This window comes from Bacteroides sp. 1001302B_160321_D4 (assembly GCF_015667765.1).
GTDB lineage: Bacteria > Bacteroidota > Bacteroidia > Bacteroidales > Bacteroidaceae > Bacteroides > Bacteroides xylanisolvens.
The window spans coordinates 40,859-53,834 of sequence record NZ_JADPLO010000048.1 but is presented as its reverse complement, the minus strand read 5'-3'; the positions used below and the strand labels follow the sequence as shown (position 1 = coordinate 53,834).

Annotated in this window: 9 protein-coding genes; 3 read left to right on the top strand and 6 right to left on the bottom strand. The window is 43.3% G+C overall.

The genetic code is table 11. From position 1 onward, the window contains the following. Window positions 1-507: 507 nt before the first annotated feature. Both KFO40_RS17730 and KFO40_RS17725 read right to left on the bottom strand, forming a co-directional pair. The gene (locus KFO40_RS17730) at window positions 508-2,505 is read right to left on the bottom strand and encodes an AAA family ATPase (RefSeq protein WP_211146657.1); all 1,998 of its coding nucleotides are present in this window, start codon (window positions 2,503-2,505) and stop codon (window positions 508-510) included. A 105-nt stretch (window positions 2,506-2,610) separates the two neighbouring features. After that, window positions 2,611-3,396 carry a Cof-type HAD-IIB family hydrolase gene (locus KFO40_RS17725; protein ID WP_004316729.1) on the bottom strand — a complete coding sequence of 262 codons (786 nt, stop codon included), beginning with the start codon at window positions 3,394-3,396 and terminating at the stop codon, window positions 2,611-2,613. Window positions 3,397-3,464: 68 nt separating this feature from the next. Between KFO40_RS17725 and KFO40_RS17720 the strand changes: the two genes are divergently transcribed. After that, window positions 3,465-4,637, top strand: a complete 1,173-nt coding sequence (locus KFO40_RS17720) for a MalY/PatB family protein (RefSeq protein WP_211146656.1) — start codon at window positions 3,465-3,467, stop codon at window positions 4,635-4,637. Between the two features lie 400 nt (window positions 4,638-5,037). On the opposite strand, the gene KFO40_RS17715 is transcribed toward KFO40_RS17720, so the two are convergent. The 4 genes from KFO40_RS17715 to KFO40_RS17700 all read right to left on the bottom strand — a co-directional run bounded on the left by KFO40_RS17715 (window position 5,038) and on the right by KFO40_RS17700 (window position 10,709). Continuing rightward, window positions 5,038-5,700: an HAD family hydrolase gene (locus KFO40_RS17715; RefSeq protein WP_118408762.1), complete on the bottom strand. Its 663-nt coding sequence runs from the start codon at window positions 5,698-5,700 to the stop codon at window positions 5,038-5,040. Window positions 5,701-5,864: 164 nt separating this feature from the next. Continuing rightward, entirely contained in the window at window positions 5,865-7,541 is a 1,677-nt protein-coding gene (locus tag KFO40_RS17710) for a glycoside hydrolase 43 family protein (protein ID WP_211146655.1), read from the bottom strand. 154 nt (window positions 7,542-7,695) lie between these two features. Continuing rightward, window positions 7,696-8,937 (bottom strand): DUF4861 domain-containing protein, encoded by a 1,242-nt coding sequence (locus tag KFO40_RS17705; protein ID WP_074706702.1) that lies wholly within the window; start codon window positions 8,935-8,937, stop codon window positions 7,696-7,698. A 152-nt stretch (window positions 8,938-9,089) separates the two neighbouring features. After that, window positions 9,090-10,709 (bottom strand): glycoside hydrolase family 28 protein, encoded by a 1,620-nt coding sequence (locus tag KFO40_RS17700; protein ID WP_009040136.1) that lies wholly within the window; start codon window positions 10,707-10,709, stop codon window positions 9,090-9,092. A gap of 351 nt (window positions 10,710-11,060) precedes the next feature. Here KFO40_RS17700 and KFO40_RS17695 point away from each other — a divergent pair, with 351 nt between their 5' ends. Then, window positions 11,061-11,918, top strand: a complete 858-nt coding sequence (locus KFO40_RS17695; protein WP_004301687.1) for an enoyl-ACP reductase — start codon at window positions 11,061-11,063, stop codon at window positions 11,916-11,918. A 6-nt stretch (window positions 11,919-11,924) separates the two neighbouring features. Next, window positions 11,925-12,932, top strand: a complete 1,008-nt coding sequence (locus KFO40_RS17690) for a hypothetical protein (protein WP_008020785.1) — start codon at window positions 11,925-11,927, stop codon at window positions 12,930-12,932. The last annotated feature ends 44 nt before the right edge of the window (window positions 12,933-12,976 follow it).

Sequence of the window (12,976 nt, the reverse complement as noted above, 5' to 3'; positions counted from 1 at the left end):
CAATCTGAATTTGCGCCCTGAAAGGGCATAATTGTATACGGTTCCGCCCTTTCAGGGCTTGTGGCTGGTGTGTTTTTTTCGTAGGGCGTTGCCCTACGCTATATAATTAAGCCCTTTCAGGGCACCCCAATAAATATATAATTGTAAGGCTTTCAGCCTAACTGCAAAATTCCCATTTAACCGCTAAATTCTCATTTAACTAATAACCTGTACCGTGATGGATGAAAAAGAATTTACCACAGATTTACAGGTTACACAGAATTTGAGGATTGCCTACAAAGCAATCGTTTTTTCGGATTGATCCTAATTTAGTCTGTAAATATATTTGTGTATGATTCGCCCAAGGATACAATGGCTCTCCAAGGGGTTGTAGGTGGGGGATCCGTTCCTCGGTGAGCAATGCTCTCTTTCTCGGTGAGGAACAGGTCTTTCCTCGGTGAGGAACGGGGTGTTGGTCGGTGAGGAAGAAAACGGACGGTTTCCGTCTTTTTCTTTTATGTAGATTTATTACTTCTTCTTTTTCTTCAGTTCCTCTGCAATTCTCCATTGTAACGCAGCTTCCACTTCTTTTCCGGCTTTTAACAGGGCATCCCCGAAAAGTTCGTGTGCACCGGCGTGTTCGGGTTTCAGGCTGGTGGCTTTGTCCAGGTCGGCGATGGCGCCTTCTGTGTTTTCTGTTTTTAGTCGGAGCTTTCCACGGTTATAGACTGCTTTAAAGTTTGCAGGATGGAGGCTGACTGCGGTGTTGAAACAGTTTTCAGCGTCGAAGTACTCTTTGCTGTTGAAGAGTGTGATTCCTTTTCTTATCCAGGCATCTATGTAGTTGGGGTCGAGGCTAAGGGCTTTGTCGTAGTTGGCAAGGGCGGCACGTACGTCGTGGGCTTGGGTGATACATTCGTTTCCCATTAACAGGTACTCGTGGGCGTATTGTCGTATACGTTCCTGTTGTTCGCGCATCTGTTCTTTGAGTTTCTTGTTCTGCTCTTTCAGTGTATTGATAATGCCGAGTTTACGGCGGATCAAACGACGGGGAACAGGTTTCTCAATATCGTAGCGTGAATGGATGGCACGGAAAAACTGTTCCAGACATTCTTCCATATCCCCTTTGTCGAAGGCACGTGAGGCAGCGGCATATTGCACATCGGCTTGTGCTTGTTTCAGGGCTTTGTCGATGGCTTGGCGGTTGTTGAAGCGTCCGGCAAAGTTGACGATTTCGGGGCGGACGAAAACATCGGCACGGTTAACAGGCTTTTTGAGCTGGATGCCGTCCAGTGAGGTACAACGGCTAAGTGCTACGTATGCTTGTCCTCCGGCAAATACACCACCGGTGAAGTCGATGACTACACGGCTGAAGGTCAGTCCCTGACTTTTATGGACAGTGATGGCCCATGCTAACCGGATAGGGTATTGAGTGAAGCTGCCTAATACTTCTTCTTCTATTTCTTTTGTTTTTTCGTTGTAGTGGTAGCGGATATTTCGCCATGATTCCAGTTTTACGTCACATTCTTTTCCATCGTCGGTGATGACGTAGATCGTTTCTTCTTCCTCATCAATTCCGGCAATGACACCAATCGTACCGTTTACCCATCTGCGATCGAAATCATTTTTGATGAAGATGATTTGTGCACCGGGTTTGAGTACAAGCTCTTGTGAAGTAGGCAGACTGCTTTCCGGAAAATCTCCTTCGATAACTCCTTCAAAAGTAATGGGTTCTCCGGGGAGCTCTGCTAATTTCTTCTCATTAATGGAGTCGACCGTATCTCTTCGGATGGCGAGTGTGATGTACATATCTGCTTCAGATTCTTCAATCTGGCTTCCGTAGCGGGTGTTGAGCAGTTGCAGGTCTGCGGCTCCGGCTGTATTGGTGCGGATATGGTCGAGGACACTGACGAATACAGGGTCTGTCTGTCGATATACTTTTTGAAGTTCGATAGAGACGAGGTCTATTTGTCCGAACACTCTGGCAGAGAAAAAGTAGGGAGTGGGATAGAAGCGGTTCAAAATTTCCCGCTCATCGTTCTTTACAACGGGTTCCAGTTGGAAGACGTCTCCTACTAATAAGAGTTGTTTTCCACCGAAAGGTTCGCGAAGATTATGTGAATAAACTCGTAAGATACGGTCGATGGCATCGATGATGTCTGCCCGTACCATAGAGATTTCGTCGATAATGACCAGTTCTATTTGTTCCAGCAACTTACGATGTGGCTTGGTGTATTTGAAGAACTCGTGAATACGGCCACGTTGGAGACTTAAATTAGGATCATCCGGCAATAGCGGATAGAAAGGAAGTTTGAAGAAACTGTGCATCGTACTTCCACCGGCATTGATTGCGGCAATTCCGGTCGGTGCAAGTACAACATGCTTCTTCTTGGTATGCTCGCAGACATAACGCAGGAATGTAGATTTTCCCGTACCGGCTTTTCCGGTTAGAAAGACCGATTGGCGGGTATATTGAATCAGATTCAGTGCATCCTGAAACTCGGCGTTGTTAGTGTCTACGCTCATAATATGATAATATGCAAATTTGTTGATGTGTTAATTTGCCAATACGTTGTGTCATGAAATCGCGGGATAATAGTTTTTTGGGCGCATTGGTAAATCGGCACATTATTAAATAATTCCGAAATGTTTCATTGCCTTACTTATTCCGTCCTCGTCAATGGGAGCCGTAACGTAATCGGCAGCGGCTTTCACGTCTTCCTTAGCCTGTCCCATAGCAACTCCGATAGCTGCGTGGCGAAGCATAGTGATATCATTTCCTCCATCTCCGAATGCCATTGTTTCTTCCAGCTTTATGCCGAAGTAACGGATGATTTCATCAATCCCTTTCTGCTTGGTGTCTCCTTTGGCTGTTATGTCTGCGAATGAGGGATACCAGCGTCCGATTTCGCAGGTGGGGATAGACGGACGGATTTCTTTTTCTTCTTCCTCTGTGATAAAAGGAGTCATCTGTATAATTTCCTTGCTTGTTGCTTCTTCAAAAGATACAGTAGGAATTACATTCACATGCAGAAAATCGTAGAATATCTTTTTCACCATATCATCAGGTTGGCAGACAGAAATATGATGTTCCTCTACGAAAATGCAGGGAACACCTTTCTTCTCGCAAAAAGCTGCCATTGCTTTCACTTCTTCCTGTGGTATGGCACTTTTATAAATAACCTGTTCACCGACAAAACAATAGGCTCCGTTCATGGTTATATATCCATCGATAAGGTTCCGGTCCTGCAATTCGGAAAGGTTGTTGATAATGGCTTTCGGGCGTCCGGTAGCGATAAATATCTTCAGCCCTTTTGCGTGGGCAGCTTCCAACGCCTCGATGGTAGAAGACGGTATACGGTGAGTTTCAAAACTGACCAGCGTTCCGTCTATATCAAAAAATAAAGCTTTCGTCATAAATTCCTTTTTGAATTGAGTACAAATGTACTACTTTTGTCTCACATAACATAAAAACATTATGCAGTATGAACTATAATTTTGATGAAATAATAAACCGTAACGGTACAGATTCCGTAAAATGGGATGCTGTAGAAAGCCGTTGGGGACGCAATGACTTGATTCCAATGTGGGTAGCTGATATGGATTTCCGTACGGCTCCTTTTGTAATAGAGGCTTTGAGAAAACGGCTGGAACATGAAGTGCTCGGATATACTTTTGCTTGCAAAGAATGGTCGGAGTCTATTGTTAACTGGGTGAAAGAGCGTCATGGCTGGACGATCCGTGAAGAGATGTTGACTTTCACTCCCGGTATTGTCCGCGGATTGGCTTTCGTTATTCAATGTTTTACGCAAAAAGGTGATAAAGTAATGGTCATGCCTCCTGTTTATCATCCTTTCTTTTTGGTAACACAGAAGAATGAGCGTGAAGTAGTATACAGCCCATTGGTACTGAAAGATGGACAGTATCATATCGACTTTGACCGTTTTCGCCGGGATGTACAAGGATGCAAATTATTGATTTTAAGTAATCCCCATAACCCGGGCGGACGCGTATGGACAAAAGAGGAACTTTCTCAAATAGCTGATATCTGTTATGAAAGCGGTACTCTGGTGATCTCGGACGAGATTCATGCCGACTTGACCTTACCACCTTATAAACATCCTACTTTTGCTTTGATTTCGGAAAAAGCACGGATGAATTCACTTGTCTTTATGTCTCCGAGCAAAGCATTCAATATGCCGGGGCTGGCCAGTTCTTATGCAATCATAGAAAATGACGAACTTCGCCATCGTTTCCAAACCTATATGGAAGCAAGTGAATTTAGTGAAGGGCACCTGTTTGCTTATCTTAGCGTAGCGGCTGCTTACAGTCATGGAACAGAATGGCTGGATCAGGTGGTAGGCTATATTAAAGGAAATGTGGATTTTACAGAGACATACTTGAAAGAACATATTCCTGCGATTAAAATGATTCGTCCGCAAGCTTCTTATCTTATTTTCCTGGATTGTCGTGAGTTGGGACTCAATCAGAAAGAACTGAACCGCCTTTTCGTAGAAGATGCTCATCTGGCATTGAATGACGGAACAACATTTGGCAAGGAGGGGGAAGGGTTTATGCGATTGAACATCGCTTGTCCGCGTGCAGTGCTGGAACAGGCATTGAAACAACTGGAACAAGCTGTGATAAATTTAAAGTAGCTCAAGCAAGAAGTAATCTGCCGCTATATTATATTTAGTTGTTTTCCTTGAAGACAATATCTTCTTCGTTCCCTAATGAGTTTTCGTTTGACTTAAGTCAAACGATAGAATAACTTAAGTCAAACTATCGCTTAACTTAAGTCAAACGAAAACCGGAATGCAAGTTCGATCACTATTTATAGGAGGAAAGATATAAAAAATACTAGTGAAGGAAATTATCTTTCACTAGTAAGCAGAAGATCATCTGCTAGTTTATACCCCCGAACTGTTTTCACTTCTGTGTCCTTTGCGTCCTCCTGTAATAATGAATGGTTCCAAAAAAGTTTACTTACTCCCCTGTTGTAAAGAAAATGCATTGTAAGGAAAGTGATATTGAAATTTGTACGGAGAATATGTAATATTAGATTTTATCAGCCGAGATGAGGCGTTTTATCTCTTCGGCACTCTCCGTGATGTACTGGGGCGCAAATTCTTCCAGTTCCGTACGTGGTCGAAAGCCCCATGTCACTCCGCAGGCGGTTACACCGGCATTGGCTGCCGTTTGCATATCTACACCGGAATCGCCTACATAAAGGACATCTTCTTTTCGTACATTGGCAAGTTCTAATATATCAAAAACGATTGTTGGATCAGGTTTGACATTTACTCCTTCCCGTTGGCCGAAAACGGCAGTGAAATGAATTTCCGGAAAGTAGTGGGCAACCAGCTTTTCGGTAGCGGCCTGATATTTGTTAGAAGCTACGGCAATCTGAATACCTGCGGATTGCAGATAAGACAATAACGCTGAAATACCCGGATAGGGACGACTATCGTCTGCATTGTGAATATCATAATAGGGAACAAACTCATTGCGAACACGGAATACATTTTCTTCCGTCTTTTCTCCTTCAGGCAATGCACGCTCGAAGAGTTTATTGATGCCATTGCCTACCATGAAGTTGTATTTTTCTATTTCATGAGTGGGGTATCCTAATTTGTTTAAAGCGTAATTCGTACTATGGGCAAGGTCGGCGATGGTATTAAGCAATGTTCCATCCAGATCGAATATAACAAGTTTCTTCATTGAACTTTTAGTTTATTGTTTATCCTATATAGACTATCTTTTAGTTGCAAAGGTAGAAATAAAAAACGAATTAGATGCCGTCCGCTTACATCATGTTGGCACAACTGTTAACTATGCTTGTTCTGAATAAAGCTGTCTTATCCTAAAAATGCTTGTGTACTGGTTTATTTCTTAGTAATACGGAACCAGTCTACATCTGCCCATCCTCCGTCGTTAGTAACGATAGCGGGACGTGTGCAGAACATACCGACCTTAGCACCGATCCATTGTCCTTCTCTTGCCTGGAAAGGATTGCCTAGTGGATGATACTTCTTTCCGTCGAGGCTGTAACTGAAGTTGCACATCACAATGAGGTCATGTTCGCCTTCGCTACCCTTGATTTTCTTGCCATCACAACTGAAACGAACTTTCAGGTAAACCGTATTTTGAGAAAGATCGACAGAAGCATTTGCCTGTTCCGGTTTTCCTTTATCCGCTCTTTTACATTCAACTTGAGATAAGATCAAACCTTTATCTGTATTTTCCAGAATGATTCCGGCATAATCCCTGCCCATAACAACAAGTCCGGTGCGTTCACCTTTAAGTTTAGGATTAGGGCTGAACGTAAGTTTCATTGTTGCGGTGAAATTATCAGAAGGAGTTTTTTGCAAGATCAGGTTGGCTACATCCCACAAATTCTTATATTCTTTTAAAACCGGATAAGAATATAATCTCACATAACTCTTGTCACCTGCATAATAGGCCCATTTCTCATTGATGTTAGCGTGCCATTGCCATTGTGGAGAAAGTGTATATCCGTCGAACTCGTCACTTTCCTGCGGAGTGCAGATAGGGTATGTTTTACCTACATTCGGCTTTTTGTAAGTCAAAACAGGTTCGCCACAGCCGTCACCGTCTTTATCGATACCGATCACAGGCCAGTCGTTCACCCACTTCATCGGTTGTAGATGCATAATACGTCCGTAAGCGCCGACATCCTGAAAGTGGAGGAACCAGTCTTCTCCGGTAGGAGTATCTACCCATGCACCCTGGTGAGGACCGTTGACCGGAGAGTTGCCTTGCGCAAGTACTGTTTTCCATTCGTAAGGACCGTAGATGTTTTTAGAACGTAGTACGACCTGCCAACCTGTCGGTACACCACCGGCCGGATGGAAGATATAATAATAGTCGTTTCTCTTATACATTTTAGGACCTTCGCAAGTCTGATGTGCTTCGTGACCGTCGAAGATAATACGAGAAGGAGTGATCGCTGTATTTGCTTCCGCATTCAGTTCGCAGATAGTGATTACACTTTTCAGTCCGGCACGGCTTCCTGCGTATGCGTGTACCATATATACTTTCCCGTCTTCATCCCAAAACGGACAAGTGTCAATGATGCCTTTTCCCGCTTTCACCAAGACCGGTTCGCTCCACGGACCTTTCGGATCTTTGGCTTTCACCATAAAAGCTCCCTGATCGGGATCTCCCCAAAAGATATAGAACTCACCGTTGTGGTGACGGATAGCCGGAGCCCAGACACGATTACCGTGTTCCGGCCGTTCCGGAGTTTCGATAGGAGGGAGGGCATTGGGAACTGCAGCACCGATGATTGTCCAGTTGACTAAATCTTTGGAATGAAGGATTTGCAATCCCGGCAAGCAGTTGAAACTGGATGAAGTCATATAGAAATCATCCCCTACGCGACAAGCGTCCGGATCGGAGTAGTCGGCATAAAGTACCGGATTTTTGTATTTACCGTTTCCGAGGTCGGAAACCCATACTTCAGATACATAGTTCTTCTGTGCTACTGCGGTGAAAACCGTTAATAAGCAAAAGGCTAAAGTCTGTGTCAATCGTTTCATGTTATAGATAGATTATTTATAGATATGATTCGTTGGTTTTATCTGATGGCAAAGGTAAATAAAAAGACTCTGCACAAGGAGGAATATTTGTGCAGAGTCATAGAAAAATTGGTAGAAACCTCGTAATTTTTGTTTAGTTGTATTTGTTTCTACCCTATTTATTGGTGCGGTTATCTTTTATTTTCACTGTCACCGGATGAGCCAGCTCTTCTTTCCATTCGCGGAGATGAGCAAACCATGCTTCCGGTGTCTTATATCCGAATGTCTCTTTCATCGAAGTGAAAGTGGTGTGATACTGGAAATATTTATTTCCCGGAGCGGTAATGGTATAAAGGAAATTGGCTTTATCCTTTTCTTCCGATTTCACATAACGTTGAGGGATACAAGTGCCCAGTCCTACAGTTTCTTTGGCATATTTCACGGTGTCGTTGACCGGCCAGTCTGTTCCCCAACTTCCTACGAGCCCTTTATGATCGGAGAAAGACTTGGAAGTACCTACGATGTCTTGCACACCTGTGCAGAAAACTTCTTTATTGAGTGGTTCGTCAAAGAATGTTTCGATATGAAGATCGCGATGTCCGGCATAAAGCGTGTAGCGTGTCATCATATCCAGTTCCTGATCCTGATATTTCCATCCGGTCACTTCAATTTCTGCAATCACCCGCACCGGTCCATAAGAGATGATACGTTCTGTGCGAGTGTCCACTGGAGTGATATGCGTTGCTTTTTGTCCGTCCCAACCTTTCAATGCGCCCGGTCCGCAGCTGTCGAACACACGAAGTACGTCATCTCCGAATCCTTTAGCTAACTGTTCATCCGTCGGGTAGAACTGCGATTCTTTGATCTCCAGTCCTTTGTTGAACTTGCCGTAAATATCCGGTGTCTGTTTCTCATTGAAATAAAGACGATAGCCCACCAGCTCCGATTCCAGAACCGGACCGTGCGGACGTACCATGCTGTATATATTGCTGGTGCCGGGAACGGTGATAGCCTGTACCCGTTGATGTTTGCCTTTCCGGTGGTCTACTATAAACATATCGGCATAAACCCGTTCCGGATAAGTCTTTGCACTTTTCTCGGAAGAGAGTGTAACCTGGAATATTTTTCTACCGTGAGCAGGGAGGTCGGTCACAAAGACCAGTTCGTCCATCTTGCGGTCTCTGTTCAAATCGTCCAGCTGCGAAGGTATTTCCTTTGTTCCTTCCATGACAACAGCGGATTTAACTTTGAAGCCGGCGTGCAACTCATGCAGGTTGATAACAACCGGAGCATCTGCTTTGGCCTGATTCCAGTTGTTTTGTACTTCAATTGTGATGGTTTTCTCCTGTTTCTGCGCCTGGGCAGACAGACTGAAAACTCCTAAAAGGAAAGTAAAAATAAAAAGATTCTTCTTCATGATTTTCTAAGGCTGAAATTATACGTCGTATTTCTCCTTGCAAAAGTAACAGAAAAAATAGCAGACTGTCTATCTTTTGAAAAGATTATAGTCTGCTATTTGAGCTTTTTACTCTATATAATGATATTGTGGTTTTCTTTTTGCAGTGAACTTTATTTGAGGCTTAAAATTTCTTCTTTCGCTCCCAATTCTTCATAAACCTTTCCGTCTACGGTCAGATTCTTAGCATTTTTGACGTTTAATATATTGTTACCTTTGGATGATTCTACATATACATTTTCCAAAGTAACTCCGTCAACCTGGCTGATAACAACTCCGTCCGTAGCTTCTGTCATCACGACATTCTTAACGGTAATATTGCTGATCGGCATTTCCGGCAAACCATTGAAGAACATGGCACGTCCCGAACCTCTACAAACAATATTAGAGATATGAATATTGCGGAAAGCGGGTGTTTCTTCTGTTACCGGAGGAATACTTGTTTTCATGCGGTTCAGCAAATCCTCTTCCGATTCTTCGCCGGCACCTTTTCCACCGTAGAACAGGTCGAACAACAACGGTTCGTTCGGAATATTAATCATGTTGATATTATTAATGTAGATGTTTTCTACCACACCGCCACGTCCGCGAGTGCTCTTGAAGCGCAAACCTACGTCTGTGCCCATAAATGTGCAGTCTTCTACATAGATGTTCTTCACGCCACCCGACATTTCACTACCTACTACGAATCCACCGTGTCCGTGCAGTACCGTATTATTTTTAACGATAACGTTCTGGCAAGGTTCACCGCGACGGCGGCCGTCTTCATCTTTACCGGATTTGATACAGATAGCATCATCTCCCGCATCGAATACACTATTAATAATGAGCGCGTTCTTGCAAGATTCCAGGTCGATGGCGTCACCATTCTGGGAATACCACGGATTGATGACCATGATATTATTTACTGTGAAATCTTCGCAGGACAAGGGGTGCAGACACCAGCTTGGTGAGTTTTTGAAAGTAACACCTTCCAACAGTACTTTCTTGCTTTTGACGATGCTTAACAACACCGGGCGCAACCACGGACGGATTTCAGCCCATTCTTCGTCTGTATTGATACCTTCGGGTACATTGAAATCTTTACAAGCCATTGCACCTTTCAGTGAACCGGCCGTGGGGTACCATATCTCTTGTTTTTCATCAAGAACACCTCCCGAGCTTACTAGTTTTTTCCATTGTGAAGCAGTCAGTTTGCCTTTTTTTACCGGACGCCAGCAGTCGCCGTTTCCGTCAAATGTGCCGTATCCTGTGATAGCGATGTTCTCTGCATTGCGTGCGGAAATAGGCGATTGGCAACGACGGGTTTCCAATCCTTCAAAAGAAGTGGCAATGATAGGATATGCCTCAAAATCACCGGTGAAGAGCACCAATGCATTCTGTTCCGTATATAAATTCACGTTGCTCAACAGTTCGATAGGCCCTGTCAACCAGATACCTTCCGGGATAATCACTTTACCCCCTCCGCGTTGATTTACCTCTTTAATAGCATCGTTGATTGCTTTGGTATTCAGATACAGACCATCGCCTTTGGCTCCGAATTTCTCAATGTTTACCTCGTAAGCAGGAAAAACCGGTTGCTGTACTTTGGGCATTTCAAAAGGTAGATTCTGGTAGAGAGCGTCACTGATGGAGCTTTCTTTTACGGCAGTCTCGCTTTGTTTACATCCTGATGAGATAAACGGTAAACAGCATAGGGCCATCCAGAAGAGTCTTTTTGTCAATGTGTTCATTTAGTAACTTATTTCTATAGGGTTATACATCTATTGTTTTTCTTGGTAGTTGGGTGATGATTAATGAGGGTGATTTCATAATCCTTATGTCCTTCCGCAGGCGATCTGTCGCAGGCAGCCTGCAGGAGAGGAATAAGACAAATTCATGTTAACCTAATTCTAACCTTAAATAAATATTATGAAAAAACCTCTTAATTATCGATTGCAAAGATAGGTGGCAAACCCCAAGAGGATGTGGACTAATTGATAGAATACGTGTATTTTTTGTCATTTCTGTCTATTATTTGCACACTTCTCGTGTTTTTATGCAGAAAGTTCCTATCTTTGCACAAAATTTAACTATTAAAAGATATGAGTTATAACTTGTTGAAAGGAAAAAGAGGTATTATCTTCGGTGCTTTGAACGATCAGTCTATTGCCTGGAAAGTAGCAGAGCGTGCCGTAGAAGAAGGTGCAACTATTACATTATCAAATACTCCGATGGCTATCCGTATGGGAGAAGTCGACGCTTTGGCCCAGAAATTAAATTGCCAGGTTATTCCGGCAGATGCCACCAGCGTAGAAGATTTGCAAAATGTATTCAAGACCTCCATGGATATACTGGGTGGACAAATTGATTTTGTACTCCACTCTATCGGTATGTCTCCCAACGTGCGCAAAAAACGTACTTACGATGACCTTGACTATGGAATGTTGGATAAGACATTGGATATTTCAGCTGTTTCATTCCATAAAATGATTCAGTCGGCCAAGAAATTGAACGCTATTGCAGATTACGGTTCTATCGTTGCTTTGAGCTATGTGGCCGCGCAGCGTACTTTCTACGGCTACAATGATATGGCAGATGCAAAGGCATTGCTGGAATCTATTGCACGTAGCTTTGGTTACATCTACGGACGCGAACATAGCGTACGTGTGAACACTATCTCGCAGTCTCCTACATTTACTACTGCCGGTTCGGGCGTGAAGGGTATGGATAAACTGTTTGATTTCTCCAACCGTATGTCTCCTCTCGGAAATGCTACGGCTGACGAATGTGCCGATTATTGTATCGTGATGTTCTCCGATCTTACCCGTAAGGTAACTATGCAGAACTTATTCCATGACGGTGGATTCTCCAGTGTAGGTATGAGTCTTCGTGCCATGGCTACTTACGAGAAAGGACTCGATGAGTATATGGACGAAAATGGTAACATCATTTACGGATAAAAGATTATGAAACTACGGATCTCTCTTCTTATTATTTTAATTAGTATGCTTTTCGCCTCCTGCGGGATAAGCACGGGAAAGGGTACGGAGCAGAAGGAAGAGGAGATTTCTGTTCTAAGATATGATAAGCTGTTGAGCGAATACGTTCGCTCCAACAGCTTTTCTGCTATGCAGAAGTTGACGATGGACTATCGTATGCCGACGAAAATCCTGATTGAGGATGTATTGTCTATCGGTACGGTGAAAGATGATACCATTTCGCAACGTCTGCAGAAATTCTATTCGGATACGACTTTAGTCCGTTTGCTTAGCGACGTAGAAGCAAAGTATCCTAATCTGGATGAGGTGGAAAAAGGACTTAACAAAGGATTCCGGAAACTGAAGAAGGAAGTGCCTGATACGAAAGTGCCCTTTATCTATTCGCAAGTGTCTGCCTTCAACGAATCTATTATTTTGGTGGATTCTTTATTAGGGATCAGTCTTGATAAATATATGGGGGAAGATTATCCTCTTTATAAGCGTTTTTATTACGATTATCAATGTCGCTCGATGCGTCCGGAACGGATTGTGCCGGATTGTTTTGCTTTTTATCTTTTGAGCCGTTACGGAATGAACTATCATGAGGGTACTTGTTTGATTGACTTGATGATGCACTCCGGAAAAATCAATTACGTCGTGCAGAACTTATTAGGATATAGTGATATCGGCGAAGCGATGGGATATTCTAAGGAGGAAAACGACTGGTGTAAGGAGAATGAAAAGGAGATATGGAATTATATCTGTACCAACGATCATCTGCATGCACGAGACCCGATGGTGATCCGCTATTATATGAAGCCTGCTCCTGCTGTCGATATGTTGGGTGCTCAAGCTCCGGCATTGATTGGGACATGGATGGGAGCAAGAATCATCGCTTCTTATATGAAAAAGCATAAGGACATGAAACTGAAAGATCTCCTGGAATTTACTGATTATCATGTGATGTTAAGTGAATCCAACTATCTGGCTTCCTAAACTGTTGCATTTTCAATTCTTAATTAGCTTCGCTCAAAACCTTA

Excerpts from the sequence above, each read along its gene's own strand:
- KFO40_RS17730 (WP_211146657.1), bottom strand. The coding sequence starts at position 2,505 with ATGAGCGTAGACACTAACAACGCCGAGTTTCAGGATGCACTGAATCTG.
- KFO40_RS17725 (WP_004316729.1), bottom strand. The coding sequence starts at position 3,396 with ATGACGAAAGCTTTATTTTTTGATATAGACGGAACGCTGGTCAGTTTT.
- KFO40_RS17720 (WP_211146656.1), top strand. The coding sequence starts at position 3,465 with ATGAACTATAATTTTGATGAAATAATAAACCGTAACGGTACAGATTCC.
- KFO40_RS17715 (WP_118408762.1), bottom strand. The coding sequence starts at position 5,700 with ATGAAGAAACTTGTTATATTCGATCTGGATGGAACATTGCTTAATACC.
- KFO40_RS17710 (WP_211146655.1), bottom strand. The coding sequence starts at position 7,541 with ATGAAACGATTGACACAGACTTTAGCCTTTTGCTTATTAACGGTTTTC.
- KFO40_RS17705 (WP_074706702.1), bottom strand. The coding sequence starts at position 8,937 with ATGAAGAAGAATCTTTTTATTTTTACTTTCCTTTTAGGAGTTTTCAGT.
- KFO40_RS17700 (WP_009040136.1), bottom strand. The coding sequence starts at position 10,709 with ATGAACACATTGACAAAAAGACTCTTCTGGATGGCCCTATGCTGTTTA.
- KFO40_RS17695 (WP_004301687.1), top strand. The coding sequence starts at position 11,061 with ATGAGTTATAACTTGTTGAAAGGAAAAAGAGGTATTATCTTCGGTGCT.
- KFO40_RS17690 (WP_008020785.1), top strand. The coding sequence starts at position 11,925 with ATGAAACTACGGATCTCTCTTCTTATTATTTTAATTAGTATGCTTTTC.